The sequence below is a fragment of the Streptomyces sp. AC512_CC834 genome (genome assembly GCF_019049325.1).
In the GTDB taxonomy this organism is placed as follows: Bacteria; Actinomycetota; Actinomycetes; order Streptomycetales; family Streptomycetaceae; genus Streptomyces.
Genome location: NZ_JAGMUO010000014.1, coordinates 223,125 through 249,582, shown reverse-complemented (window position 1 = coordinate 249,582; position 26,458 = coordinate 223,125). Strand labels below are relative to the sequence as shown.

Below are 26,458 nucleotides of genomic sequence, written 5' to 3'. Positions count from 1 at the left end.
ACCCGTTCCCCACCTCACCCCCGCTGGAGACAGCGGCGCTCGACTCCACCGGAACACCATCGCGCCGCAGTCACAAGATGCGCTTCGCCACCGGGCCGAAACCCCGATACTGCGAGTGATTTCCGGTGGCGAACGACGAGAAGCGATCGGCGCCGCCTCAGTCGCGGGGCAGCGGGCGGCTGTCGGGAGCCACGTGGGTGGCCGGCGTCGCCCGGACGATCGTGATCAGGCGGTCCGTCAGCTCCAGCCCGCCGACGGCCGCGTCGTCGTAGCCCAGGACCCGGTGCCCGCGCAGCACGCTCACCACCAGATCTTCCATCTCGCGCGGGTTCTTGCCCACCTCGGCCTTTATGACGGGCCGCTCGATGAGGTCGAGTCCGCTGCCCTGGCTGATGAGGTCCTCCATGACCATGCCGGCGGCGGGGCTGAGCACGGAAAGCCCGAGCAGCCGGCCGGCGGCGCTGGCACTGGTGATCACGGCGTCGGCGCCGGACTGCTTCAGCAGCGGCGCGTTCTCCTCCTCGCGGACCGCGACCACGATCTTCGCGCCACGGTTGAGCTGCCGGGCCGTCAGCGTGACCAGCACGGCGGTGTCGTCGCGCTGGGTGGCGATGATGATCTGCTTCGCCCGGAACGCCTCGGCCCGGTTGAGCACGTCGCTGCGCGTCGCGTCACCGACCACGCCCGCGTAGCCGTGGGCCGTGGCGGCCTCGATGGCCTTTCCGCTGGGGTCGACCACGACCACCTGCTCCTTGCGCAGCCCGGTCGCGCAGACGGTCTGGATCGCCGACCGCCCCTTGGTTCCGAAGCCGACGACGACGGTGTGATCGCGCAAGGCGGACCTCCAGCGGTTCAGGCGCCACTCCTCCCGAGTGCGCTCGGTGAGGGCTTCCAGCGTGGTGCCGACCAGGATGATCAGGAACAGCACGCGCAGGGGCGTGACGACCAAGATGTTGGTCAGCCGGGCGGCGTCACCGACGGGCGTGATGTCGCCGTATCCGGTGGTGGAGAGGGTGACGGTGGCGTAGTAGAAGGAGTCGAGGAGGTCTACGGAGCCGTCGGAGTTGTCGGTGTAGCCGTCGTGGTCGACGTACACGATGAAGGCTGTCACCACGAGGACCAGCAGGGCGATGGACAGCCGCTTGGCCACCTGACGAAACGGGTGCTCCACCAGCTTCCTGGGGAGTTTCACCCGGTGGGTCACGAGGTGCTCGTCCGCCTGGCGGGCGATCGCGTCCTGGCCCGGAAGTTTCACGTGAAACACACTCCGATTCCGCCGGTCGCCCAGGGCAGGTCGAGCAACTCGACCTCCTGTCCGGACCGCGCGCCGCCGGGGGGTACGACGGCCAGTGCGTCGGCGGCGGCGATGCCGCGCAGCATCGCCGGACCGTTGTAGCGCAGCGGCACGGCACCGTCGCCGCGCAGTACGACGGGCACGAGCCGGGTGTCGTACGGGTGCCCGTGCACCGCGTCCCGCAGCGACAGCGTGTACGGCTCGGGTGCCGGGCGGGCTGCGAGGGTGCGCAGCAGCGGCTCGGCGAGGGTGAGCAGTCCGGATACGGCGGCGAGGGGGTTGCCGGGCAGCCCGACGAGGTGCTGGTCGTCTTTGACTCGGGCGAGCAGCATGGGGTGGCCGGGGCGTGCCTTGACGCCGTCCACGAGGAGGTCGGCGCCGATGCGGCGCAGGATCGGGTGGACGTGGTCGACGGGTCCCGCGGCGGTGCCGCCGGTCGTGACGATCAGGTCGGCGTCGGAGGTCGTGACGGCACGGTGCAGGGCCTTGGCATCGTCGCCGATCCGGCGGACGGCGCGGACCTCGGCACCCAGGGCCCGCAACCACGGCGGCAGCATCGGGCCGAGCGCGTCCCGGATGAGGCCGTCGTGCGGGAGCCCCTCGGTGAGCAGCTCGTCGCCGAGGACGAGGACGTCGACACGGGGGCGGGGGACCGCGGTGAGGGTGTCGTATCCGGCGGCCGCCGCAAGGCCCAGTACGGCCGGGGTCGCGAGGGTGCCGATGGGCAGCAACTGGTCGCCGCTGCGGCACTCCTGACCACGCGGGCGGATGTCCTGGCCGTGGACGACCTCGCGGGTGGGGTGCAGGCGGCCGCGTTCACCGGTGCGGCCGTGCTCGGTGCGCAGTACGGCGGTGGCCTCGAGGGGGACACGGGCGCCGGTGGCGATGCGGACGGCCTCGCCGTCGGTGAGCGGCGCGGGTTCCGCGTGCCCGGCCAGGACGCCCTCGTCGCGCACCGTCCAGGGGCCGGGACCGGCGACGGCCCAGCCGTCCATCGCGGAGGTGTCGAAGGAGGGCAGGTCGGTGAGGGCGGCCAGCGGCGCGGCCAGGGTGAGGCCGAGGGCCGCGTCGAGGGGCACGGAGACCGGCGTGCGGCGGGTGGCACGGGCGGCGGTGCGGGCGGCGCGCTCGGCGGTCGTCCGGGCCTCGGGCCAGGGGGTCGCGCGGTGGTGGGGGTCCGTCGGCTTGTGCGGAGCGCCGCGGTGGGCGTGGTGGCCATGGTCGCCGCGGTGCGTGGCGTGACCGGGGTCGCCGTGGGGAGGGCCGGGCTTCTCCTGCACGAGGGCGAGTGCCTCCTCGACGTCGAGGTCTTCCGCTTCCTCGTCGGCCCGCGTGCCGGGGGAGGTCATCACGCGTCCGGGCGGGTGTCGGGGGTGGCGTCGGGGGCCGCGTCGGGCTCGCCCTTCGCGGAGGCGGGTGCGGCGTCGGCGGCCTCCTGAGCCCAGCGCAGGGCGAGGGCCGTGGCCTTGCGGGCGGTCTCGGCGACGGCCTCGGGACCTCCCCCGGCCCGCCCGGCCGCATAGCCGACGAGGAAGGTGGTCAGCGGGGCTGCGGGCCTGGCCACCCCGTGGGCGGCGTCGCGCGCGAGATCGAGCAGAACGCCGGTGTCGACGTCCAGGTCGATGCCCAACTCGTCCTTGGCTGCGGAAATCCATTCATCCAACACGTGCCCATGCTCCCTGATGCGTGCCCTTGCGATGGCGAGGTCGTCCCAGGTGTCGCAGTCGAAGGAGGCGACGGCGTCGGGGACGCGAGTGAGGCGGAGGGCGCCGGTCAGGCGGCGCAGCGGCAGCCCTGTGAGGCCAGTGCGGCCGGTGGGGCCGGTGGGGCCGGTGGGGTCGGCCGGGTCCGCCCGCTCTGCTCGGTCCCGGGTGAGCGCGGCCAGTTCGCGGCGCAGCGCGGGCGCGCGATAGGCGGCGACGAGGGGCTGGTCACGGCCGTCGGCGTCGGTCAGCAGCACGCCGTCCGCGTCGCCCGCGGCGAGCGCCGACAGCAGCCGCCGGACGGCAGGCCCGGCGAGGAAGGGCAGGTCGGCGGAGAGCACCAGGACGTACTCCGCCGTGGTGTGCCGCAGTCCGGCGTCGAGAGCGGCGAGCGGGCCGCCGCCGGGCGGGTCCTCGCGCACCCAGGTCACCGGACGCGCGGTGGGCCGGGGATCGGCGACGACGACGGTGCTCAGCGCTCCGGCGCAGGCGGCGAGCACCCGGTCGAGGAGCGCGCGGCCGCCCACCCGCAGGCCGGGTTTGTCCGCGCCCCCGAGCCGCCGGGCGGCCCCGCCGGCGAGCACGACGGCGTCGTACCCGGCAGGGACGGGACCCGGCTCGGGAACGGGACCCGGCTCGGGGTCGGTGTCGGCGCCGGGGGTGCCGGTGGGCTCGCTCGCGGTCACCCCCCGAGTATGCGGCCCGGAGCGATCACAGGGAACGCGGGGGAGCCCGCGCGATCGGAGTGTGTGCGGAGTCTGTGCGGACGCGCCGTCACCCGGTACGCGCCGTCACTCCTGTCACAGGGTTCGCAGCAGCACCGCCGGCTGTTCCACGCAGTCCGCCACGTACCGCAGGAAACCGCCCGCCGTGCCGCCGTCGCACACCCGGTGGTCGAAGGTGAGCGACAGTTGCACGACCTGGCGCACCGCCAACTCGCCCTCGTGCACCCACGGCTTGGGGACGATGCGGCCGACGCCGAGCATCGCCGCCTCGGGGTGGTTGATGATCGGCGTGGAGCCGTCGACGCCGAACACGCCGTAGTTGTTCAGCGTGAAGGTGCCGCCGGTCAGTTCACCGGGCGTCAGCCGGCCCGCGCGGGCCGCCTCGGTCAGCCGGGCGAACTCCTCGGTCAGCCCCTCGGCGACGCGCGCGTGCGCGTCCCGGACGACCGGCACGACCAGGCCCCGGTCCGTCTGGGCGGCGAAGCCGAGGTGGACCCGGTCGAGCCGGACGATCTCCCGGGCCTCCGTGTCGACCGTGGAGTTCAGCTCCGGGAAGCGGGCCAGGGCGGCCGTGCAGATCCGGGCCAGCAGGGCGACCAGGGAGATCTTCGGCCCGCCGGCGGCGTTCATGGCGGTGCGCGCCCGCATCAGTTCGGTCGCGTCGGCGTCCACCCAGCAGGTCGCGTCCGGAATCTCGCGGCGGCTGCGGGAGAGCTTGTCGGCGACGGCGCCCCGGACGCCCTTGAGAGGGGTACGGATACCGTCGGAGCCCGAGGCGGGGGACACGGGGGACGCGGGGAACGCGGCGGACGGCACCTGGCTCGTCCCGCCCTGCTGGGCCGCCGTACGGCCGCCCTGGGCGGCGGCGGCCCGCAGCGCGTACTCCACGTCCGCCCGCAGGATCAGCCCGTCCGGTCCGGAGCCGGTCAGCTCGCGCAGGTCCAGGTCGTTCTGCCGGGCGAGCCTGCGCACCAGCGGGGAGATGACGGGGACCGGGCCGTCCGCCGGCTCGGCGGTACGGACCTGGCCGTTGGCCCGGCCGGAGGCCGCCACGGACACCCGCTCGCCGGGCCGTACCCGACGGCGGCGCGCGGGTGCCTCGGAGGTGCCGTAGCCGACCAGGACGTTGCCGGAACCCTCCGCCTTCGGCTCCGCGGCCGGCGTCGTCTCCCGGGCGGCGGCGCCGCCGGTGTCCGGCTCCCGCGCCGGGGCGTGGGCGTCCTCGCCCACCGCCACGGTCAGCAGCGGCGCCCCGACGGGCAGCTCCGCGCCCTCCTCGCCGAAGCGGGCGGTGACCACGCCGCCATACGGGCAGGGCACCTCGACCATCGCCTTGGCCGTCTCGACCTCGACGACCGGCTGGTCGACGGCGACGACCTCACCGACCTCGACCATCCAGCGCACGATCTCCGCCTCGGTGAGCCCCTCACCGAGGTCGGGGAGTTTGAACTCCAGGATGTGCCCATCAGAAGCGTGTGCCATCAGCTTTCGGCCTCCCACTGCAGGCGCCCCACGGCGTCCAGGATCCGGTCCACACCGGGCAGGTGGTGACGCTCCAGCATCGGCGGCGGATACGGGATGTCGAACCCGGCCACACGCAGCACCGGCGCCTCCAGGTGGTGGAAGCAGCGCTCCGTGACCCGGGCCGCGATCTCCCCGCCCGGGCCCCCGAAGGAACCCGACTCGTGGACGACGACCGCGCGTCCCGTCCGCCGCACCGAAGCGCACACCGTCTCGTCGTCGAACGGCACCAGGGAGCGCAGATCGACGACTTCGAGGTCCCAGCCCTCGGCCCGGGCCGCCTCGGCCGCCTCCATGCAGACGGCCAGCGACGGCCCGTACGTGATGAGCGTGGCGCTCCGGCCGGAGCGCCGCACCACCGCGCGGCCCACCGGTTCAACGGGCGCCGGCTCCTCGGGGTTCCAGGTGTCCTTCGACCAGTACAGCCGCTTGGGTTCGAGGAAGACCACCGGGTCGTCGGAGGCGATGGACGCGCGCAGCAGCCCGTAGGCGTCGGCGACCGTCGCGGGCGTGACGACATGGAGCCCCGGAGTCGCCATGTAGTACGCCTCGGACGAATCGCTGTGGTGCTCGACACCGCCGATGCCGCCGCCGTAGGGGATGCGGATGGTCAGCGGCAGGGGCATCCTTCCGCGCGTGCGGTTGCGCATCTTGGTGACATGGCTGACGACCTGCTCGAACGCCGGATAGGCGAAGGCGTCGAACTGCATCTCGACGACCGGCCGCAGCCCGTACATCGCCATGCCGATGGCCGTGCCGAGGATGCCGGCCTCGGCGAGCGGGGTGTCCGTGCAGCGGTCCTCGCCGAACTCGGCCGCGAGCCCGTCGGTGACCCGGAAGACGCCGCCGAGGGTGCCCACGTCCTCGCCCAGGACGTGCACGGCCGGGTCGGCGGCCATGGCGTCGCGCAGCGCGCGGGTGAGGGCCTGCGCCATGGTGGCCGGTTTGACGGCGACGGTGGTCATCGACGCATCCCTTCCGACCCGGACCCGAACCCGGACCCGGACCCGGACCCGGACTCGCCCTCGGCCCCGGACCCTCCCACGGCCCCGGACCCTCCCACGGCCTCGGACTCCGCCGCCAGCTCCGCGACCAGCCCGTCCCGCTGCTCCCGCAGTTGCGGGGTGGGCTCGGCGTAGACGTGGGCGAACAGGTCCAGCGGGTCCAGCTCCGGGTCCTGGTTCATGCGGGCGCGCAGGTCGGCGGCCATCGTCTCGGCCTCCTCGCGGGCGGCGCCGATGCCGTCCTCGTCCAGCAGACCGCGCTCGGTCAGCTCCCGCTCCAGCAGCTCGACCGGATCGTGCCGGCGCCAGGCCTCCACCTCGGCGTCGCCGCGGTAGCGCGTGGCGTCGTCGGCGTTGGTGTGCGCCTCGACGCGGTACGTCACCGCCTCCACCAGCGTGGGACCGCCGCCCGCGCGCGCGTGCCGTACGGCGTCGGACAGGACCTCGTGCACGGCGACGGCGTCGTTGCCGTCGACCAGGCGGCCCGGCATCCCGTAGCCGACGGCCTTGTGGGCCAGCGACGGGGCGGCGGTCTGCTTGGCGAGCGGCACGGAGATCGCGAAGCCGTTGTTCTGCACGAGGAAGACGACCGGTGCCTGCCAGACGGCGGCGAAGTTCAGCGCCTCGTGGAAGTCGCCCTCGCTGGTGCCGCCGTCGCCGACCATGGCCAGCGCGACCACGTCGTCGCCCTTGAGGCGGGCGGCGTGCGCGAGGCCGACGGCGTGCGGCAACTGGGTGGCGAGCGGCGTGGACAGCGGGGCGACCCGGTGCGCGTAGGGGTCGTAGCCGGTGTGCCAGTCGCCGCGCAGCAGGGTGAGGGCCTCGACGGGGTCGACGCCGCGGGCGACGACGGCGAGGGTGTCCCGGTAGCTGGGGAAGAGCCAGTCCCGTTCTTCGAGGGCCAGCGCGGCGGCGATCTCGCACGCCTCCTGGCCGGTGCTGGACGGGTAGACGGCCAGCCGGCCCTGCTTGGTCAGCGCCGTGGCCTGCGCGTTGTACCGCCGGCCGCGCACCAGCCGGGCGTACAGCGTGCGCAGCAGATCGGCGTCGGCGCGGTCCGCGGCCTTCGTGCCGAGGACGCGGTACGGCTCCGCTTCGGGCAGCAGCGGCGCGGGGTCGGTACGGGGCTGCCAGGCGGGCGGCGGTGTGGGCCGGTACGCGCCCCGCTGCTCCATGACCGTCATGACGGCACCTCCTCGTGGGAGTGGCTTCGGGCTCGCCACGGGTGTGACGGGCCCCACCTACCGATTGTTCGGTCGTCGGCACATTTTGGCTACAGGCGGCCCCAGGCTGTGGACAAACGGTTCTCCACAGCCTGAGATGGATGCAGTACGTCCATCGTAAGAAGGCGGGGGGACATGGCATCTGAACAAATGGCCGAACGCCCGGAGGAAGCCGGCACCCCGGACGACGCCGGCACCCCGCCGCCCGCGCGCCCGCTGGACGCCATCGATCAGGACATCCTGCGCATGCTCCAGGCGGACGGCCGCGCCTCCATACGGTCGGTCGCGGAGCGGGTGCACGTCTCGCGCGCGAACGCCTACGCCCGCATCAACCGGCTCGTCGAGGACGGCGTGATCCGCGGTTTCGGCGCCCGCGTCGACCACGAACGCGCGGGGCACGGCACCTCGGCGTACATCACCCTGAAGATCGTCCAGAACACCTGGCGCACCGTCCGCGCGCAGTTGCGGCAGCTTCCCGGGGCCTCGCACATCGCCCTGGTGGGCGGCGACTTCGACGTCCTGCTGCTGGTGCACACCCCGGACAACCGGGCCCTGCGCGAACTGGTACTCACCCGCCTCCAGGCCATCCCGGAGGTGCTCAGCACCCGCACCCTGCTGGTGTTCGAGACCGAGGACCTGGAACCGCAGAGCTGACCGACCACAGAGCCGACCGACGACCACAGAGCTGACCGCCCGCAGAGCCGACCGCCCGCAGAGCTCCGGGAGCGGCTCAGGACGCCTTGCGCAGTCCGCCGAACACCAGCCGCGCCACCGCGTCGACCACCTCGCGCTGACCCGTCGCGCTCCGGCCGTCGGGGCCGTCCGGGCGGTACCACTCGACAATCGAGTTGATCATGCCGAAGACCAGGCGCGTCGCGAGCCGCACCTCCACGTCCGCACGCACGTCCCCCTCGGCCGCCGCGTCCTTCAGCAGCGCGGCGACCCGGTGGTCGAACTCGCGCCGCCGCTCCAGCGCCCACCGCTCGGTGTCGGTGTTGCCGCGCACCCGCAGCAGCAGCGTCACGTAGGGCAGCTCGGCCATGAGCACCTCGACCATGCGCCGCACGACGTACTCCAGCCGCCCGGCGGCGGACCCCACGCGCGCGTGCTCCTCGTCCAGGATCCCGAAGAGCTCGTCCAGGGCGCGGCTCACGGCCCGGCGCAGCAGCTCCTCCTTGCCCGTGACGTGGTGGTAGATCGACGACTTGGAGATCCCCGCCGCCTTGGACAGGTGCTCCATGGACGTACCGTCGTAACCGCGCTCGATGAAGACCTGCACGGCGACGGTCAGCAGCGTCTCGGGCGTGTACGTGTCGCGCCTGGCGGTGGTCATGAGGGGGTGCCCTCCTGCTTGTCGGCGGCGTACGCGTGGCGGTAGAGCGCCAGGGACGGCGCGTACCGGCCCGAGGGCGCGCACTCGTGCAGGTTGTCGAGGACCGCGCAGGCCCATTCCCCGCCGAGCCGGCGGCTCCACTCCAGGGGACCCAGCGGGTAGTTGACACCTAGGCGCATCGCCGTGTCGACGTCCTCCGCGGTGGCCACCCCCTTGGCGACCACCTCCACCGCCAGGTCGATGAGCCGCGCCACCGTACGGGCGACGATCATCCCCGGAACGTCGCCGATGACGCTGACCTTCTTGCCGAGCGCCTGGAACAGGCCGGTGGCCTGGGCGACCGTCCGCGGCGAGGTGAACTGCGAGGCGGACAGGGCCAGGCGGGCGGCGCGCCGGTAGTCGAGCGCAAGGTCGAAGTAGACGACGTCCCGGAACTCCACCGAGGTCCGGCCGTCGGCGAGCACGAGCTGTCCGCCGCCGGGCAGGACCAGCCGGGTGCCGTTGTCCTCGCCCTCCGCACGGACCTCGATGCCCGCCTCGCGGATCAGCGCGAGCAGTTCCGCCGCCGGGCCCAGATCACCCTCGGCGACGACGTACGCGGGCGGCTCGACGGGGTCGGCGGTGTGCGGCTCGGGACGCTCGGCGCCCTGCCGGTAGTCGTACCAGCCCTGCCCGCTCTTGCGGCCGAGCCGGCCCGACTCGACCAGGCGGCGCTGGGCCAGCGACGGCGTGAAGCGCACGTCCTGGAAGAACGCCTGCCACACGGAGTGCGTGACGGACTCGTTGACGTCCTGCCCGATGAGGTCGGTCAGCTCGAAGGCGCCCATCTTGAAGCCGCCCGACTCGCGCAGCACGGCGTCGATGGTGGCCGCGTCCGCGCCCTGGTCCTCGTGGACGGCGAGGGCCTCGGCGTAGAAGGGCCGGGCGATGCGGTTGACGATGAAGCCGGGGGTGTCGGCGCAGGCGACCGGGGTCTTGCCCCAGGCCCGGGCCGTCTCGTACGCGCGCGTGGCCGACGTGACGTCGGTCGCGAAGCCGGAGACGACCTCCACCAGCGGCAGCAGCGGCGCCGGGTTGAAGAAGTGCAGGCCGACGAAGCGGCCGGGGTCGCGCAGCGCGCCGCCGACGGCGGTGACGGAGAGGGAGGAGGTGTTGGTGGCGAGCAGGCAGTCGTCGCCGACGACGTCCTCCAGCGCGCGGAACAGCTCCTGCTTCACGTCCAGCCGCTCCACGACCGCCTCGGCGACCAGCGCGCAGTCGGCGAGGCCGGCGAGGGTCTCGGCGGGCCTGAGCCGGGCGCGGGCGGCGTCCCGTTCGGTGCCGGTCAGCCGTTCCTTCTCGACGAGCCGGTCGAGCCGGGCGCCGATCGCGTCGGCCGCCTCCCGGGCCCGCCCCGGGGCGGCGTCGTACAGCCGTACGGGATGGCCCGCGACCAGCGCCACCTGGGCGATGCCCTGGCCCATGGTGCCGGTGCCGACGACGGCCACGGGGCTGCTGAGGTCGAGTGCTGTCATGTGCGCGATCCTCCCGCACGGGGTTTTCCACAGATGCGGCGGTCCCCCTTGTCCCGACCGATCGTTCGGTTACTCTAGCCGTGTCCGCCTGTTTCTGCCCAGGTTTCCCCCAGGTCACGACTCGACGGAGAGCTCGTGAGACGAGGAGTTGGTCCCGCATGGCCGCCGAACTCACCGCACACAAGCTGATCGCCCAGCACCGGCCGACCCTGGACCTGGCGCTGGAGACGATCCGCACGCGCGCGTACTGGTCCCCCCACCCCGAGCACCCCAAGGCCTACGGGGACAACGGCAGCCTGGACACGGCGGCGGGCAAGGCCGCCCTCGACGCCCTGTCCGGCACCCGCCTCGACCTCGGCCAGCCCGGCACCGACGGCTGGGTCGGCGGCGAGGTCTCCCCGTACGGCGTCGAGCTGGGCGTCGAGTACCCGCACGCGGACCTCGACGTGCTGCTGCCCGCCATGAAGGCCGGCCAGCGGGCCTGGCGGGACGCGGGCGCGGAGCTGCGCGCCATGGTCTGCCTGGAGATCCTCGGGCGGATCGCCGACCGGACGATGGAATTCGCCCAGGCGGTCATGCACACCTCCGGACAGGCCTTCATGATGGCCTTCCAGGCGGGCGGCCCGCACGCCCAGGACCGCGGCATGGAGGCCGTGGCCTACGCCTACGTGGAGCAGGCCCGCACCCCCGACACGGCGGAGTGGACCAAGCCGCAGGGCAAGCGCGACCCGCTCGCGCTCACCAAGCAGTTCACGCCGGTCCCGCGCGGCATCGGCCTCGTCATCGGCTGCAACACCTTCCCCACCTGGAACGGCTATCCGGGCCTGTTCGCCTCCCTCGCCACCGGCAACGCGGTCCTGGTCAAGCCCCACCCGCGCGCGGTGCTGCCGCTCGCCCTGACCGTCCAGGTCGCCCGCGACGTCCTCACCGAGGCCGGCTTCGACCCGAACCTCGTCGCGCTGGCCGCCGAACGCCCCGGCGAGGGCATCGCCAAGACCCTGGCGACCCGCCCCGAGATCCGGATCATCGACTACACCGGCTCCACCGCCTTCGGCGACTGGCTCGAGGCCAACGCCCGCCAGGCCCAGGTCTTCACCGAGAAGGCCGGCGTCAACACGGTGATCGTGGAGTCCACCGACGACTACAAGGGGATGCTCGCCAACCTGGCCTTCTCGCTGTCCCTCTACAGCGGCCAGATGTGCACCACCCCGCAGAACCTGCTGATCCCCCGCGAAGGCATCCGCACCGACCAGGGCGACAGGACCTACGACGAGGTGACCGCCGACCTGGCCCGCGCCGTCGACGGCCTCCTCGGCGACGACGCCCGCGCGAACGCCCTGCTCGGCGCGATCGTCAACCCGGACGTCAAGGCACGCCTGGAGGCCGCCGCCGGACTCGGCGAGGTCGCCCTGGCCTCCCGCGAAATCGCCCACCCGGAATTCCCGGACGCCGTCGTGCGCACCCCGGTGATCGTCAAACTGGACGGCGCCAAGCCCGACGACGAGGCCGCCTACACCAGCGAGTGCTTCGGCCCCGTCTCCTTCGCCGTCGCCGTCGACTCCGCCGCCCACGCCGTGGACCTGCTGCGGCACAGCATCCGCGAGAAGGGCGCGATGACGGTGGGCGCGTACACGACCGACGCCGAGGTCGAACAGTCCGTGCGGGAGGCCTGCCTCGAGGAGGCCGCCCAGCTCTCCCTCAACCTCACCGGCGGTGTGTACGTCAACCAGACCGCCGCCTTCTCCGACTTCCACGGCTCGGGCGGCAACCCGGCGGCCAACGCGGCCCTGTGCGACGGCGCGTTCGTCGCGGGCCGCTTCCGGGTGGTGGAGGTCCGCCGGCCGGCCTGAGACAGCGGCGCCAAGGCGCTAAGAGGAGCGCCGAGGAGAGCCCTAAAGAGAGCGCTGAGGGTCGTGCGGTGCGTCCCCGGTGGCGCTCCAGTGGTACAGCGTCATGGCCACACTGGTCGCGAGGTTGTAGCTGGAGACCTGGGGGCGCATCGGCAGCGCCACGAGCTGATCGGCACGCGCGCGCAGCTCACCCGAGAGCCCGCCGCGCTCGGAGCCGAACGCGAGCAGCGCGTCGTCCGGCAGCTTCACCCCCCGGATGTCCTCACCCTTCGGGTCCAGCGCGAACACCGGGCCCGGCGGCAGCTCCGCCACCTCCAGCCGCTCCACGACCGTCGCAAAGTGCAGCCCGGCGCCCCCGCGCACCACCGTGGGGTGCCAGGGGTCGAGCGTGCCCGTGGTGACCACGCCGGTCGCGCCGAAACCGGCGGCCAGCCGGATCACCGCCCCCGCGTTGCCGAGGTTGCGCGGCCGGTCCAGGACCACGACGGGGGTACGGCGGGGCAGGTGCGCCAGCGCCTCCAGGCCGGCCGCCCGCGACGGACGTACGGCCAGGGCGGCCACCGCGGTGGGGTGCGGCCGCGCGACGAGCGACGCGTACGCCTCGTGCGACACCTCGGCCAGCAGCCCCTCCAGGGCCTCGCGCACGTCGGGCGCCAGTTCGTCGGCGAGGGCCAGGGCCCCCGCGCGGTCGCTGGTGACCGCGACCGGGACCTCGGCGCCGAAGCGCAGTGCGTGCTTGAGGGCGTGGAAGCCGTCCAGCAGCACACACCGGCCGGCGTGCCGGCGCCAGGCGCCCGGCGGTTCGAGGCCGGGGGCGGGGTCGGGGCCGGGGCCGGGGGCGGTCATGCCCGGAAGCCTACGTGCGTGTCCTCGGGATCGTTCTCACCCACCGCACCGGCCCCCGTTCCCTCCTGCTCCCCCTTCTGCTTTCCCTCCTGCTTCTCCTCCTGCGCCCGGGGTCCGGGCACCACCGCCGTACGAGCGCCCCCGGGGCCGGCCCTCAGCGCCTTCGACGGCAGCCGGCCCGACAGCCGGCCACGCGCGCGTGCCGCCCAGCCGCCCAGGCGGCGCAGGAACGAGGTCGGCAGGAAGACCGCGTCGGCGGCGATCATCGCCAGCGAGAAGAACGGCAGCCCGAGCGTCACGGCGATCACCGCGTGCTCGATCATCATCGCGGCCAGCAGCACGTTCTTGACCCGCCGGTTGAACAGCGTGAACGGGAAGGCGACCTGCACGGCGACCGTGCCGTACGTGATGAGCATGACCATCGTGCCGTTGGCGGCCAGCGCGTCGGAGAGCGCGGGCCAGGGCGAGAAGTAGTCCAGGTGCAGCGGGTAGTAGACGGCCGTGCCGTCCTGCCAGCGCGAACCCTGGATCTTGTACCAGCCGGCGGTCGCGTAGATCAGACAGGCCTCGGCCATGATCACGACCAGCGCGCCGTTGTGCACGATGTTGGTGACCACGTCCAGCAGGATCCGCGGCTCGCCGCCCTCCGCGCCACGCCCGACGGCCCACCACAGGCCCAGCGAGACCCACACGGCCCACAGCAGCGCCGGGATGAACCAGTCGCCGTCGAGACCGCCCGCCAGCGTCACGGTGAGCAGCACGAACCCGGACACGCACCACAGCACCGGCCCGACCCGGTCCACGACCCGCTCACCACGCGCGCGTGCCGCGGCCTCGCGCCGCGCCCTGCGCGCGTCCAGCGACCACACCTGGGCGCACCGCGTAAGGACCAGGTAGATGCTCATCAGGTGCAGGACGTTGTCGCCGCCGTCGCCCATGAAGACGCTGCGGTTCTGCAGCGAGAGCACACCGACCATGAACAGCACGGACATGGTCCGGGTGCGCCAGCCCAGCAGGAGCAGCACGCTGCTCAGGACGGCCAGCGCGTAGACGATCTCGAACCAGGTCCGCCCGTCCGACCAGATCAGCGCGGTGAAGGCGCCGTTGTCCGAGATCAGTTGCTCGGCGAGGTCGTGGCCCCAGGGCCCGTCCGGGCCGTACAGCTCGCTGCGGTGGGGCAGTTCGCGCAGCAGGAAGAGCAGCCAGGTGGCGCTGACGCCGATGCGGACCACGGCGGTCTGGTACGGGCCGAGCGCGGCGCCGGTGACGCGGGCGATGCCGCGGGAGACCGAGAGGGCGATGCCGTTCACTCGGCACCCCCTTCGTTCCCGGCCTTGGCGTCCTTCGCGTCCTTCGCTGCCGTGGACACGGACCACCAGGGCAGCTCGCGGACGGTCGGCCGGTCGGAGACCTTCTCACCACTCCACGGGGGCGGCTTCACGTTGGTGGTCTTGGAGCGGTACTGGACACGTTCGACGACACCGCCCGGCCCCGCTGCCTCGTTGCGGTCCAGGCGCAGGACCGCGATGCGCCGCAGATACGTCTCGGAGAGGGCGCCCCGAAGGCCCACCGGGCGGTCGTCGGAGTCGTGGCTGGCGACGAAGAAGTCCCAGGCCCGGCGCAGTTCGTTCTGCTGGGTGTGGCTCGGCAGCGGATTCCCCTCGATGGCCCGGCCGTCCTCGGCGGACAGGTCGTACCAGCCGGTCGTCCGTATCGCGCCGTCCGCCGTGCTCACCTCCGCGCGGAGCTGGACGGAGACGTTCTGCTGAAGCGGGTTGGGCGCGAAGAGCTTCCAGTTCTGTTCGAACTCCGGGAAGACCCACTCGTCCACCGCCTCGCCGTGCTGCTTGGTGAGGGTGTTGGACGGGGCGACGTGCAGGAACACCAGGCCTATGTGGGCACACACGGCGGCCGCGACGACCGCGAGGGCGACCACGGCGCCGACCTGGTAGCGCGGGGAGAGCGCGGCGACGCCCGTACGGGGCTCGGCGGTCTCGGGAGCACGCGCGGCACCGGCGAAACCGGCGGCCTCGGCCGCTTGAGTGGTGCCTGCCGCTTGAGTGGTGCCTGACGCTTCGGAGGTGCCTGCCGCGGCCTCTGAGGTCCCTACGGCAGCCTCGGCAGCCTCGGCAGCCGCTGCCTCCCCTGCCGCTCCTGCCTCCCCTGCCGCCGTCCTGGAAGGCTCGGCCGGCCCACCGGCTTCCTCCTGCCCGTCGTCCCGCCCCTGCCGGGCGTCCGAGCCTGTGTCGTACGCGTCCATTCCGCCCCGTTCCGGTCCCGATCCGTCGTTCCGCCCGCCCGCCCGCACAGCCTCAGGGGCACCCACGCGCCACCCGTGCGGCTGCTCGGCAACGTTCGAACGCGAACGGTACTCAGGACCGGCCGCCCGCACAGCCCCCGGCGGACCGGCCGCACCGTGGCCGTCGCCACATCCGCGGGACAGCCTAGAGAACGTGCCCCGGCTCGCCCTTGTCGTCCACAACGGGACGGCCGGCCGCAGCCCACTCCTGCATGCCGCCGTCGACGTTCACGGCGTCGACGCCCTGCTGGACCAGGTACATGGTGACCTGCGCCGAGCGCCCGCCGACGCGGCAGAGCACGTGGATCCGGCCGTCCTGCGGCGCCGCCTCGGCCAGCTCACCGTAGCGGGCCACGAACTCGCTGAGGGGAATGTGCAGCGCCCCGGCGGCATGACCCGCCTGCCACTCGTCGTCCTCGCGGACGTCCAGCAGGAAATCGCCGTCCTTGAGGCCGTCGACGCCGACCGTGGGCACACCAGCTCCGAAACTCATGCCCCAGACGCTACCCGAGCCGCCGGCCGGCTCAGTCCCGCCCGCGCACCCCCGCCAGCTCCGCCTCCCGCTCACGCACCTGCGTCGCCAACTGCTCGGCGATCTCCTCGAGGAGACGGTCGGGGTCGTCCGGGGCCAGCCGGAGCATGGCGCCGATCGCGCTCTCCTCCAGCTCCTTGGCGAGCAGCGTGAGCATCTCCTTGCGCCGGTCGAGCCATTCGAGGCGGACGTACAGCTCCTCGCCCCGGCTCGGGCGCCGCTCAGGCGTCGGCCCCGCCGCCCACTCCTCGGCCAGCTCGCGCAGCTCCGCCGCGTCGCCCCGGGCGTAGGCGGCGTTGACGCGGGTGATGAACTCCTCGCGCCGGACCCGTTCGTCCTCCTCCTGCGCCAGGTCGGGGTGGGCCTTGCGGGCCAGCTCGCGGTAGAGCTTGCGGGCCTCCTCGCTCGGCCGCACCCGCTGCGGGGGCCGTACGGCCTGGCCCGTGAGCATCGCCGCGGCCTCGGGGAACAGTCCGTCCCCGTCCATCCAGCCGTTCAGCAGCTCCTCGACGCCGGGAATCGGCATCAGCCGGGCCCGCGCCTCGTCGGCCCGCTGCCGGTCGTCGGCGTCGCCCGTACGGGTCGCCCTGGCCTCCAGGATCTGCGCCTCCAGCTCCTCGAGCCGGGCGTACACCGGGCCGAGCCGCTGTTCGTGCAGCCGCGAGAAGTTCTCGACCTCCACGCGGAAGGTCTCCAGCGCGATCTCGTACTCGATGAGTGCCTGCTCGGCGGCCCGTACGGCCTGTTCCAGCCGTTCCTCGGGACGCGGCGCACCCCCCTGCTCGGGCTCAGCTTCCGGCGTCGTCACCCGACCAGCCTAGGCCACGATCCGCCCGCACCCTCCGGCCTTCCGGACCGGCCCCCGGACCGACCTGCGGCCCCGGCCTGCGGCCCGGCCTCCGCGCCGATCTACGGCCGTCCGCCCGGGCCGCCCCTCCCAGCAGTCCGGCCCTCCCAGCAGGCCGGCCTCCCGGCGGGCCGAGGCCGCCCTCACACCCCCAGCTCGGCCGCGACCCGCCCCGTGCGCACCGCGCCCACCAGCTCCGCGTGGTCGGCCTCCGTACGGTCGGCGTAGGCCACGGCGAACGCCGCCACCGCCTCGTCCAGTTCGTCGTTCTTGCCGCAGTAGCCCGCGACGATCCGCGGGTCGGCGCTGTGCGCGTGGGCGCGGGCCAGCAGGGCGCCGGTCATCCGGCCGTAGTCGTCAAGCTGGTCGGCGGCCAGGGCCGCGGGGTCGACGCTGCCCTTGCGGTTGCGGAACTGGCGCACCTGGAAGGGCCGCCCGTCGACCGACGTCCAGCCCAGCAGAATGTCGCTGACCACCTGCATCCGCTTCTGCCCCATGACCACCCGGCGCCCCTCGTGCGCGACCCCGGGGGCGTCGAATCCGGCCGTCGCCAGGTGGGGCAGCAGCGCGGAGGGCCGCGCCTCCTTCACCTGGAGCACGAGCGGTTCGCCCCGGTGGTCCAGGAGCAGCACCACGTACGACCGGGTGCCCACGCTGCCGGTGCCCACGACCCGGAAGGCCACGTCGTGCACCGCGTACCGGGCCAGCAGCGGCAGCCGGTCCTCGGAGAGCGTGTCCAGGTACGCCTCCAGGGCGCCCGCGACCGCCGCCGCCTCGGCGTCCGGCACCCGGCGCAGCACCGGCGCGGCGTCCACGAAGCGCCGCCCGCCGTCCTCGGTGGACTCGGTCGACTTCGCCGCGAAGCGCCCGCTGGTGTTGGCCCGCGCCTTCTCGGCCACCCGCTCAAGGGTGCCGAGCAGGTCGGTGGCGTCGGTGTGGGAGACCAGTTCCTCGTCCGCGATGGCGTTCCAGGCGTCCAGCGCCGGGAGCTTCGCCAGCAGCCGCATGGTGCGCCGGTAGGCGCCCGCCGCGTCATGGGCGGCCTCGCGGCAGGTGTCCTCGTCGGCGCCTGCCCCCCGGCCCGCGAGGACGAGCGAGGCGGCGAGCCGCTTGAGGTCCCATTCCCAGGGGCCGTGGACCGTCTCGTCGAAGTCGTTCAGGTCGATGACCAGGCCGCCGCGGGCGTCGCCGTAGAGACCGAAGTTGGCGGCGTGCGCGTCACCGCAGATCTGGGCGCCGATCCCGGTCACCGGCGTGCGCGCGAGGTCGTACGCCATCAGCCCCGCCGCCCCGCGCAGGAAGGCGAACGGCGTGGCCGCCATCCGCCCCGCCCGGATCGGGGCGAGCCCCGGTATCCGGCCGCGGTTGGACTCCTCGACCGCGCTCACCGGGTCCGGCCGGGCGGCGTCCAGGTCGAGGGCGGCGTGTGCGGACCGCGGAACGCGCGTGCGCAGCGCCTTGCCCTCCGCCTTCGGCGAGCCGCCCGCGGGCCACCGCGCCAACCCCGCGACGACCGGCACCCGCACGCCCCGCTCCGTCCCGTACGTCCCCGCTGCCCCCGCTGCCCCGTCCGTCCCGTCCATCCCGTCCGTCCCGTCCATCCCCTCCGTGTCGGCGCCCGCACGCGCCCCCGGCACCGCTCCGACCGCCGCCTCCGCGCTCGCCCCCGCCGTCGCCCCGCTCATCCCGGCCGCCTTTCCCCGTACTCGTCCGTACCCGTCGTACTCGTCCGTAGTCGTCCGTACTGGTGCGTACTGGTGCGTCCTCGTCCGTACTCGTGCGTCGCACCCGCGCCCCGCGCGTACGCCTGTCCACACCGCGCCGGTCCGGGCCCTCCGGGCCCTCCGCCCCGGCGCGCCACGACCGTACCCCCGGCCGAACCGCCCGTACACGGGCCCCTGCCCGCCGCCCGCATAACGCCGGGCAGAGGGCGGAACAGGAGGTGCCCTTGGCCCCGTCGGGGCGCCTACGGTTTCCAGCGATCACCACGGAGCGCGCCCGCCAAAGCATCCGCAACAGCCTGCCCCGCGCCGGCGGGCGCGCTCCCTGTCCCCGACGTCCCGGATGTCGCACGTCCCGTCCAGCTTCCCCAGGGACCACCCACCGAGGAGACCGAGGAACCGCCATGACCTCCGACGCCCCCACGACCCCCAGCACCCCCGACGAACCCGGCCGCAGCCCCGGCCCCGACGCCGACGCCGACCGCGGCATCAGCCGCAAGACGCTGCTCAGGGCGGCCGTCGCCGCCGGCGCCACCGTCCCGCTGCTCGCCACCGGCGGTATCGCGCTGGCCCGGGACGCCGCCCGCTCCTCCAGCGGCCGGACGCTGCAGCCGACCCCCTACTGCGACGACGGCGACGACCCGACGCCCGACCAGATGGAGGGCCCGTACTTCAAGCCGAACTCCCCGCTGCGCACCGACCTGACGACCCCCGGCACCCCGGGCACCCCGCTCACCGTCAGCGGGTACGTCTTCGGCCGGAACTGCGTGCCGCTGTCCGGCGTACTCCTCGACTTCTGGCAGGCCGACGACGCCGGCGCCTACGACATGGCCGGATACACGTTCCGCGGCCACCAGTTCACCGGCGCGGACGGAGGGTTCACCCTGCGCACGATCGTCCCCGGCCTCTACCCCGGCCGCACCCGGCACATCCACGTCAAGGCGCAGGCCCCCGGCGAACCCGTGCTGACCACCCAGCTCTACTTCCCCGGCGAGCCCCGCAACAGCACGGACATGCTCTTCGACCCGGCGCTGCTCATGAACGTCCGAGGCGCCGGCGGCGGCAAGGAGGGCACCTTCGACTTCGTGCTGAACGTGGACGGCGGCCCCGGCCCCACGGATCCCCCCACCGACCCGCCTACCGACCCGCCCACCGACCCGCCGGGCGGCACCTGGGCGAGCGGCCACTCCTACACCGCCGGGGACCGGGTGACGTACGGCGGCCGCTCCTACCGGTGCCTCCAGACGCACACCTCGATGACGGGCTGGGAGCCGCCCAACGTGCCGGCCCTGTGGCAGCCGGCGTCCTGAGACCTTCCTCACAGCACACGCAGCGCACGCAGCACACGCACCGCGGGCGAGCGCGCCCGAACACGCGAAAGCCCCCCAGGTCCGAGACCTGAGGGGCTTTCGACTGGTGCGCGAGGGGGGAGTTGAACCCCCACGCCCTTTCGGGCACTGGAACCTGAATCCAGCGCGTCTGCCTATTCCGCCACCCGCGCATTGGGTGTGTTTTCGGGCCCGTTCCCTGCGGTCCGGCGCCTTCCGACACGAGAACATTAGCATGCTGGAAGGGGCCGATTCACATCCCTTTTGCCCGGCGGACCGGGGCGCCCGCCCTCCTTCGGGCACTCGTCTCGAGCCGTGTCCGTTCACGTATCAACCTCGTACCGGTCCTGCCCGTCTCCCCAGGAGCCGGTAGGTGCCCACAGTCGGGTGCGGGACACTGGTCTGCGGCCACCTCTACGATCCTGGGCATGAGCGCCACCCGTCGACACCAGTCGACCGGGCCGACAGGGGGAACCAGCCGATCGAGCGGCGCGTGGATACGATCAGTAAGCAGTACGAGCTGGGCAGTGCGCGAAAGAGCGGTGCACGCGCCGGCCGGGCGCAGGGTAGTACGCAAGGCAGTGGACAGGACGGCAGCGACGGAGGAGGTGCCCCATGGGAGTCCTGAAGAAGTTCGAGCAGCGCCTCGAAGGTCTGGTCAACGGCACCTTCGCGAAGGTGTTCAAGTCCGAGGTGCAGCCCGTGGAGATCGCAGGAGCGCTCCAGCGCGAATGCGACAACAACGCGACCATCTGGAACCGCGACCGCACCGTCGTACCCAACGACTTCATCGTGGAACTGAGCACGCCCGACTTCGAGCGCCTCAGCCCCTACTCCGGACAGCTCGGCGACGAGCTGGCCGGCATGGTCCGCGACTACGCCAAGCAGCAGCGCTACACCTTCATGGGACCGATCAAGGTCCACCTCGAGAAGGCGGACGACCTCGACACCGGCCTGTACCGGGTGCGCAGCCGTACGCTCGCCTCCTCGAGCAGCCACCAGGGCGGCCCGGCCCCCGCCGGGCCCGCGGGCCCCGCCGCCCCCCCGGCACCACCCTCCGGACGTCCCGGCGGCCCGGGCGGTGGCTACGGCTACCCGCCCGCCGGCGCCCCGGCCGGTCCCGCGGGCGCCCCGCCCATGCCGTCCGCGCCGCCGCCCGGCGGCCGCCCCGGCGGCTACGGCCACCCGCAGCCCGCGGGCGGCCAGCAACCCCCGGCCGCGCCCGCGCCCGCACCCGGCGCACGCACCCGCCACTGGATCGAGATCAACGGCGCCCGCCACCAGATCTCCCGCGCGACCCTCGTCCTCGGACGCAGCACCGAGGCCGACGTGCGGATCGACGACCCCGGCGTCTCCCGCCGGCACTGCGAAATCCGGCCCGGAACACCCACGACGGTGCAGGACCTCGGGTCCACCAACGGCATCGTGGTGGACGGGCAGCACACCACCCGCGCTACGCTCCGCGACGGCTCACGCGTCGTCGTGGGCAGCACCACCGTTATCTACAGGCAAGCCGAAGGGTGATCCGCGGGCAATGTCAGAGCTGACCCTCACGGTCATGCGGCTGGGTTTTCTCGCCGTACTGTGGCTGTTCGTGATCGTGGCCGTGCAGGTCATCCGCAGCGACCTGTTCGGTACGCGCGTCACCCAGCGCGGCGCGCGGCGCGAAGCCGCCCGACCGCAGCCGACCGACCGGCGCCCGGGCCAGGCGCCCCCGCCGCAGCGCCAGCAGGGCGGCGGCGGCCGCGGCCGCCGGGGCGCGCCCACCAAACTGGTCGTCACGGAGGGCACCCTCACCGGCACCACCGTTGCCCTCCAGGGCCAGACCATCACGCTCGGCCGGGCACACGACTCGACGATCGTGCTGGACGACGACTACGCCTCCAGCCGCCATGCCAGGATTTACCCGGACCAGAACGGTCAGTGGATCGTCGAGGACCTGGGCTCCACCAACGGCACCTACCTGGACCGGTCCCGGCTGACGACTCCCACACCGATTGGCCCGGGGGCGCCGATCCGCATCGGCAAGACCGTCATCGAGCTGCGGAAGTAGTGCTACACCAATGAATGAGCGCGAGCGGAGCGAGCACGCAGCGGCGGCCGGCACCCCGGGCCCCGGCGCGCTCCCGACCGGAGGGTGGGCAGTGTGGCTCGACACGACCGGCTGGAGTCGGAGCCGACGGGCGAGGTGCGCATGAGTCTGTCACTGCGCTTCGCCGCCGGATCGCACAAGGGCATGATCCGGGAGGGCAACGAGGACTCCGGCTACGCCGGCCCCCGCCTGCTCGCCATCGCCGACGGCATGGGCGGCCAGGCCGCCGGAGAGGTCGCCTCCTCCGAGGTGATCTCCACCATCGTCCCCCTCGACGACGACGTGCCCGGCTCCGACGTCCTCACCTCCCTCGGCGCCGCCGTGCAACGCGCCAACGACCAACTGCGGCAGATGGTCGAGGAGGACCCCGCCCTGGAGGGCATGGGCACCACCCTGACCGCCCTGCTGTGGACCGGCCAGCGCCTGGGCATGGTCCACGTCGGCGACTCCCGCGCCTACCTCCTGCGCGACGGCGTCCTCACCCAGATCACCCAGGACCACACCTGGGTGCAGCGCCTCGTCGACGAGGGACGCATCACCGAGGAGGAGGCGGGCACCCACCCGCAGCGCTCCCTGCTGATGCGCGCCCTCGGCAGCGGCGACCACGTCGAACCCGACCTGTCCATCCGCGAGGTCCGGGCCGGCGACCGCTACCTCATCTGCTCCGACGGGCTCTCCGGCGTCGTCTCCCACCAGACGATGGAAGACACCCTCGCCAGCTACCAGGGCCCCCAGGAGACCGTCCAGGAGCTCATCCAGCTCGCCCTGCGCGGCGGCGGCCCCGACAACATCACCGTCATCATCGCCGACGTCCTCGACCTCGACACCGGCGACACCCTCGCCGGACAGCTCTCCGACACCCCGGTCGTCGTCGGCGCCGTCGCCGAGAACCAGGCCCAGTTCGGCGACAACGGCATCATGCAGACCCCGGCCGGCCGCGCCGCCGGCCTCGGCCGACAGGGCGGACAGCACGGCGGGGGCGGCGAGTTCGGCCCGCCCGGCAGCGGTGACACCACCGGCTACGTCCCGACCGACGGCTTCGACGACTACGGTCCCGACGACTTCGTCAAACCCCGCAAGAACCGCAAGTGGCTGAAGAGATCCCTCTACACCGTCCTCGCCCTCGCCGTCATCGGCGGCGGCACCTACGGCGGCTGGCGCTGGACCCAGAACCAGTACTACGTCGGTACCAAGGACAGCGACCACCTCGCCCTGTACCGCGGCATCAGCCAGGACCTCGCCTGGGTCTCCCTCTCGAAGGTCGAGAAGGACCACCCCGAGATCGAACTCAAGTACCTGCCGCCCTACCAGCAGAAACTGGTCGAGGCCACCATCCCCGAGGGCGACCTCAACGACGCCCGGGCCAAGATCGAGGAACTGGCGGTCCAGGCCTCGGCCTGCAAGAAGCAGGCCGAACGGCGCGCCGCGCAGACCGAGAAGAACGCGAAGACGGGCGAAGGCGAGGCCGGAGGCACCACGGGAACCACCCCCGCCTCCTTCACGTCCAAAGCCTCACCGAGCCCGAACCCCTCGGGATCACCGAAGGCACCCGAACCGTCCGAGTCCACGACCGCACCCACTCCAGGCTCCGGCCCGACCCTCTCGGAGGAAGAGCAGAAGGTCGTCTCGCTGTGCGGTAAGCAGTAGGCAAGCCGTGAGAGGCCCTGTCACACGATGAGCAGTACAACCAACCCGTCGACGCACCACACGTCCACGATCGGCGCCATCGGCGCCCCGAGCCGGCGCAACACCGAGCTGGCTCTGCTCGTGTTCGCCGTCCTCATCCCGGTCTTCGCCTACGCCAACGTGGGCCTGGCCATCAACGACGAGGTGCCCGCCGGCCTGCTGAGCTACGGCCTCGGCCTCGGCCTCCTGGCCGGCGTCGGCCACCTCGTCGTACGCAAGTTCGCGCCGTACGCGGACCCCCTGCTGCTGCCGCTGGCCACCCTGCTCAACGGCCTCGGACTCGTCGCCATCTGGCGCCTCGACCAGTCCGAACTCCTCCAGAGCATCGACCAGGCCGGCAACGCCGCCCCCCGCCAGTTGCTGTACACCGCGATGGGCATCGCCCTGTTCGTCGCCGTGATGATCTTCCTCAAGGACCACCGCGCCCTGCAGCGCTACACCTACATCTCCATGGTCGCCGCCCTGTTCCTGCTGCTGCTCCCGCTCGTACCGGGCCTCGGCAAGAACGTCTTCGGCGCCCGGATCTGGATCCAGGTCGGCTCCTTCTCCATCCAGCCCGGCGAGTTCGCCAAGATCGTCCTCGCGATCTTCTTCGCCGGCTACCTGATGGTGAAACGCGACGCCCTCGCCCTCGCCAGCCGCCGCTTCATGGGCCTCTACCTGCCCCGCGGCCGCGACCTCGGCCCCATCCTGGTCGTCTGGATCGTCTCGATCCTCATCCTCGTCTTCGAGACCGACCTCGGCACCTCGCTGCTCTTCTTCGGCATGTTCGTGATCATGCTGTACGTCGCCACCGAGCGGACGAGCTGGATCGTCTTCGGTCTGCTGATGTCCGGAGTCGGCGCCGTCGGCGTCGCCAGCTTCGAACCCCACATCCAGCAGCGCGTCGACGCCTGGCTCGACCCCATGAAGGAGTACACGCTCTCCCGCGCCGGCGTCACCGGCCACTCCGAGCAGGCCATGCAGGCCCTGTGGGCCTTCGGCTCCGGCGGCACCCTCGGCACCGGCTGGGGCCAGGGCCACTCCGAGCTGATCCGCTTCGCCGCCAACTCCGACTTCATCCTCGCCACCTTCGGCGAGGAACTCGGCCTCGCCGGCCTCATGGCCCTGCTCCTGCTCTACGCGTTGATCGTCGAACGCGGCGTGCGCACCGCCCTCGCCGCCCGCGACCCCTTCGGCAAACTCCTCGCCATCGGCCTGTCCGGCGCCTTCGCCCTCCAGGTCTTCGTCGTCGCCGGCGGCGTCATGGGCCTCATCCCGCTCACCGGCATGACGATGCCCTTCCTGGCCTACGGAGGCTCCTCCGTCATCGCCAACTGGGCGCTGATCGGCATCCTGCTGCGCATCAGCGACACCGCGCGCAGACCGGCACCCGCCGCGCCCGCCAACCCCGACGCCGAGATGACCCAGGTGGTCCGACCGTGAACAAGCCACTGCGCCGAATCGCGCTCTTCTGCGGCCTCCTCGTCCTCACCCTGCTCATCCGCGACAACTGGCTCCAGTACGTCCAGGCCGACGAGCTCAAGGACGACGAGCACAACCGCCGCGTCGCCATCGAGCGGTATGCCAGCCCCCGCGGCGACATCATCGTCGACGGCAAGGCCATCACCGGACACGCCACCACCGAGGGCGACTTCAAGTACAAGCGCACCTACAAGGACGGCGCCATGTGGGCGCCCGTCACCGGCTACGTCTCCCAGGCCTTCGGCGCCACCCAGATCGAGGCCATCGACGACGGCATCCTCACCGGCAACGACGACCGGCTCTTCTTCCGCAACACCCTCGACATGATCACGGGCAAGAAGCGCGAGGGCGGAAACGTCGTCACCACCCTCAACGGCGCCGCCCAGAAGGCCGCCTACGAAGGCCTCAAGAAGCAGGGCGCCAAGGGCGCCGTCGTCGCGATCGAACCGTCCACCGGCAAGATCCTCTCGATGGCCTCCTACCCCTCCTACGACCCCACCGTCATCGCCGGCAGCAACGAGGCGACCGGCGAGGCCTGGAACAAGCTCCAGAAGAAGAACAACCCCGACGACCCGATGCTCAACCGCGCCCTGCGCGAGGTCTACCCGCCCGGCTCCACGTTCAAGGTGGTCACCGCGGCGGCCGCCCTGGAGCACGGCCTGTACGACTCGGCCGACGAGAAGACCGACTCCCCGCTGCCCTGGACGATGCCCGGCACCACCCAGGAGCTGCCCAACGAGGGCGACCTCCCCTGCAAGAACGCCACCCTCCGCGAGGCCCTGCGCGTCTCCTGCAACACCGTCTTCGGCAAGGTCGGCTACGACCTCGGCAACGACAAGATGCTGGAGACGGCCGAGAAGTTCGGCTTCAACGAGGAGCAGTTCGTCCCGGTCCGCTCCAGCGCCTCCCGCTTCTCCGACGACATGAACGACTCGCAGGTCGCGCTCTCCTCCATCGGCCAGTTCAACACCGCCGCCTCCCCGCTGCAGATGGCCATGGTCACCTCGGCCATCGCCAACAACGGCACCCTGATGAAGCCGTACATGGTCGACGAACTCCAGGCCCCCAACCTCGACACCATCGAGAAGACGGACCCCGAGGAGAAGAGCGAGCCGCTGTCCGCGGACAACGCCCAGATCCTCCAGTCCATGATGGAGACCGTCGTCGAGAAGGGCACGGGAACCAACGCCCAGATCGACGGCTACAAGGTGGGCGGCAAGACCGGCACCGCACAGCACGGTGTCGACAACAGCGAGAACCCCTACGCCTGGTTCATCTCGTACGCCAAGACCGACGACGGCAGCTCGCCCGTCGCCGTGGCCGTGGTGATCGAGGACGAGAACGCCAACCGCGACGACATCTCCGGCGGCGGCCTCGCGGCACCGATCGCCAAGAACGTCATGGAGGCCGTCATCGACAGCAAGAAGTGACCACACCATGAACGGGACGTGACTCCGGTCACGCCCCCTTCACATC

22 protein-coding genes and 1 tRNA gene are annotated in these 26,458 nt (G+C 72.7%); 8 read left to right on the top strand and 15 right to left on the bottom strand.

The annotated features are described in order from the left end of the window. Nucleotides 1-157 precede the first annotated feature (157 nt). The 6 genes from KUM40_RS05170 to pdhA all read right to left on the bottom strand — a co-directional run bounded on the left by KUM40_RS05170 (nucleotide 158) and on the right by pdhA (nucleotide 7,431). The gene (locus tag KUM40_RS05170) at nucleotides 158-1,255 is read right to left on the bottom strand and encodes a TrkA family potassium uptake protein (protein WP_217163295.1); all 1,098 of its coding nucleotides are present in this window, start codon (nucleotides 1,253-1,255) and stop codon (nucleotides 158-160) included. Further along, nucleotides 1,252-2,643, bottom strand: a complete 1,392-nt coding sequence (locus KUM40_RS05165) for a molybdopterin molybdotransferase MoeA (RefSeq protein ID WP_217163293.1) — start codon at nucleotides 2,641-2,643, stop codon at nucleotides 1,252-1,254. Before KUM40_RS05165 ends, KUM40_RS05170 begins: the two co-directional genes overlap by 4 nt. Further along, nucleotides 2,643-3,683 carry an NTP transferase domain-containing protein gene (locus KUM40_RS05160; RefSeq protein ID WP_374227340.1) on the bottom strand — a complete coding sequence of 347 codons (1,041 nt, stop codon included), beginning with the start codon at nucleotides 3,681-3,683 and terminating at the stop codon, nucleotides 2,643-2,645. The genes KUM40_RS05165 and KUM40_RS05160 overlap by 1 nt, the downstream gene beginning before the upstream one ends. A 114-nt stretch (nucleotides 3,684-3,797) precedes the next feature. Next, complete coding sequence (locus KUM40_RS05155) at nucleotides 3,798-5,204, bottom strand: dihydrolipoamide acetyltransferase family protein (RefSeq protein ID WP_217163291.1); 1,407 nt, start codon at nucleotides 5,202-5,204, stop codon at nucleotides 3,798-3,800. After that, complete coding sequence (locus KUM40_RS05150) at nucleotides 5,204-6,208, bottom strand: alpha-ketoacid dehydrogenase subunit beta (RefSeq protein ID WP_217163289.1); 1,005 nt, start codon at nucleotides 6,206-6,208, stop codon at nucleotides 5,204-5,206. Before KUM40_RS05150 ends, KUM40_RS05155 begins: the two co-directional genes overlap by 1 nt. Beyond that, complete coding sequence (pdhA, locus tag KUM40_RS05145; protein ID WP_254394548.1) at nucleotides 6,205-7,431, bottom strand: pyruvate dehydrogenase (acetyl-transferring) E1 component subunit alpha; 1,227 nt, start codon at nucleotides 7,429-7,431, stop codon at nucleotides 6,205-6,207. The genes KUM40_RS05150 and pdhA overlap by 4 nt, the downstream gene beginning before the upstream one ends. Before the next feature lie 174 nt (nucleotides 7,432-7,605). Between pdhA and KUM40_RS05140 the strand changes: the two genes are divergently transcribed. Continuing rightward, on the top strand, nucleotides 7,606-8,124 hold the full coding sequence (locus tag KUM40_RS05140; RefSeq protein WP_254394547.1) for an Lrp/AsnC family transcriptional regulator: 519 nt from the start codon (nucleotides 7,606-7,608) through the stop codon (nucleotides 8,122-8,124). 76 nt (nucleotides 8,125-8,200) lie between these two features. Here the strand turns inward: KUM40_RS05140 and KUM40_RS05135 are convergent, their stop codons facing one another. After that, the gene (locus KUM40_RS05135; RefSeq protein ID WP_217163287.1) at nucleotides 8,201-8,803 is read right to left on the bottom strand and encodes a TetR/AcrR family transcriptional regulator; all 603 of its coding nucleotides are present in this window, start codon (nucleotides 8,801-8,803) and stop codon (nucleotides 8,201-8,203) included. After that, nucleotides 8,800-10,317, bottom strand: coding sequence for a 3-hydroxyacyl-CoA dehydrogenase (locus KUM40_RS05130; RefSeq protein ID WP_217163285.1), 1,518 nt, complete (start codon nucleotides 10,315-10,317; stop codon nucleotides 8,800-8,802). Before KUM40_RS05130 ends, KUM40_RS05135 begins: the two co-directional genes overlap by 4 nt. Before the next feature lie 158 nt (nucleotides 10,318-10,475). Between KUM40_RS05130 and paaN the strand changes: the two genes are divergently transcribed. Continuing rightward, nucleotides 10,476-12,167, top strand: coding sequence for a phenylacetic acid degradation protein PaaN (gene paaN / locus KUM40_RS05125; RefSeq protein WP_217163283.1), 1,692 nt, complete (start codon nucleotides 10,476-10,478; stop codon nucleotides 12,165-12,167). Nucleotides 12,168-12,209: 42 nt separating this feature from the next. Here paaN and KUM40_RS05120 read toward each other — a convergent pair whose 3' ends face one another. From KUM40_RS05120 to KUM40_RS05095, 6 genes are all read right to left on the bottom strand, one after another. After that, entirely contained in the window at nucleotides 12,210-13,013 is an 804-nt protein-coding gene (locus KUM40_RS05120; protein ID WP_217163281.1) for an RNA methyltransferase, read from the bottom strand. Continuing rightward, complete coding sequence (locus tag KUM40_RS05115) at nucleotides 13,010-14,323, bottom strand: HTTM domain-containing protein (protein WP_217163279.1); 1,314 nt, start codon at nucleotides 14,321-14,323, stop codon at nucleotides 13,010-13,012. Before KUM40_RS05115 ends, KUM40_RS05120 begins: the two co-directional genes overlap by 4 nt. Beyond that, complete coding sequence (locus KUM40_RS05110) at nucleotides 14,320-15,273, bottom strand: DUF5819 family protein (RefSeq protein WP_217163277.1); 954 nt, start codon at nucleotides 15,271-15,273, stop codon at nucleotides 14,320-14,322. The genes KUM40_RS05115 and KUM40_RS05110 overlap by 4 nt, the downstream gene beginning before the upstream one ends. Nucleotides 15,274-15,457: 184 nt before the next feature. Then, a complete protein-coding gene (locus KUM40_RS05105; RefSeq protein WP_217163605.1) occupies nucleotides 15,458-15,787 on the bottom strand; it encodes a rhodanese-like domain-containing protein in 330 nt (109 codons plus the stop codon). 49 nt (nucleotides 15,788-15,836) lie between these two features. Next, the gene (locus KUM40_RS05100; protein WP_217163275.1) at nucleotides 15,837-16,652 is read right to left on the bottom strand and encodes a hypothetical protein; all 816 of its coding nucleotides are present in this window, start codon (nucleotides 16,650-16,652) and stop codon (nucleotides 15,837-15,839) included. A 182-nt stretch (nucleotides 16,653-16,834) separates the two neighbouring features. Beyond that, a complete protein-coding gene (locus KUM40_RS05095; RefSeq protein ID WP_217163603.1) occupies nucleotides 16,835-18,274 on the bottom strand; it encodes a DUF2252 domain-containing protein in 1,440 nt (479 codons plus the stop codon). A gap of 542 nt (nucleotides 18,275-18,816) precedes the next feature. Between KUM40_RS05095 and KUM40_RS05090 the strand changes: the two genes are divergently transcribed. After that, the gene (locus tag KUM40_RS05090) at nucleotides 18,817-19,722 is read left to right on the top strand and encodes a carbohydrate-binding protein (RefSeq protein ID WP_217163273.1); all 906 of its coding nucleotides are present in this window, start codon (nucleotides 18,817-18,819) and stop codon (nucleotides 19,720-19,722) included. Between the two features lie 104 nt (nucleotides 19,723-19,826). On the opposite strand, the gene KUM40_RS05085 is transcribed toward KUM40_RS05090, so the two are convergent. After that, a tRNA-Leu gene (locus KUM40_RS05085) sits at nucleotides 19,827-19,913 on the bottom strand. 442 nt (nucleotides 19,914-20,355) lie between these two features. Between KUM40_RS05085 and KUM40_RS05080 the strand changes: the two genes are divergently transcribed. The 5 genes from KUM40_RS05080 (at nucleotide 20,356) to KUM40_RS05060 (ending at nucleotide 26,412) form a co-directional block, all read left to right on the top strand. Further along, nucleotides 20,356-21,264, top strand: a complete 909-nt coding sequence (locus KUM40_RS05080) for a DUF3662 and FHA domain-containing protein (RefSeq protein WP_217163271.1) — start codon at nucleotides 20,356-20,358, stop codon at nucleotides 21,262-21,264. 10 nt (nucleotides 21,265-21,274) lie between these two features. Further along, nucleotides 21,275-21,793, top strand: a complete 519-nt coding sequence (gene fhaB / locus KUM40_RS05075) for an antibiotic biosynthesis regulator FhaB (RefSeq protein ID WP_217163269.1) — start codon at nucleotides 21,275-21,277, stop codon at nucleotides 21,791-21,793. Between the two features lie 141 nt (nucleotides 21,794-21,934). After that, a complete protein-coding gene (locus tag KUM40_RS05070; RefSeq protein ID WP_217163601.1) occupies nucleotides 21,935-23,479 on the top strand; it encodes a Stp1/IreP family PP2C-type Ser/Thr phosphatase in 1,545 nt (514 codons plus the stop codon). A 27-nt stretch (nucleotides 23,480-23,506) separates the two neighbouring features. After that, complete coding sequence (locus KUM40_RS05065) at nucleotides 23,507-24,943, top strand: FtsW/RodA/SpoVE family cell cycle protein (RefSeq protein ID WP_217163267.1); 1,437 nt, start codon at nucleotides 23,507-23,509, stop codon at nucleotides 24,941-24,943. After that, a complete protein-coding gene (locus KUM40_RS05060; protein WP_217163265.1) occupies nucleotides 24,940-26,412 on the top strand; it encodes a penicillin-binding protein 2 in 1,473 nt (490 codons plus the stop codon). The genes KUM40_RS05065 and KUM40_RS05060 overlap by 4 nt, the downstream gene beginning before the upstream one ends. The last annotated feature ends 46 nt before the right edge of the window (nucleotides 26,413-26,458 follow it).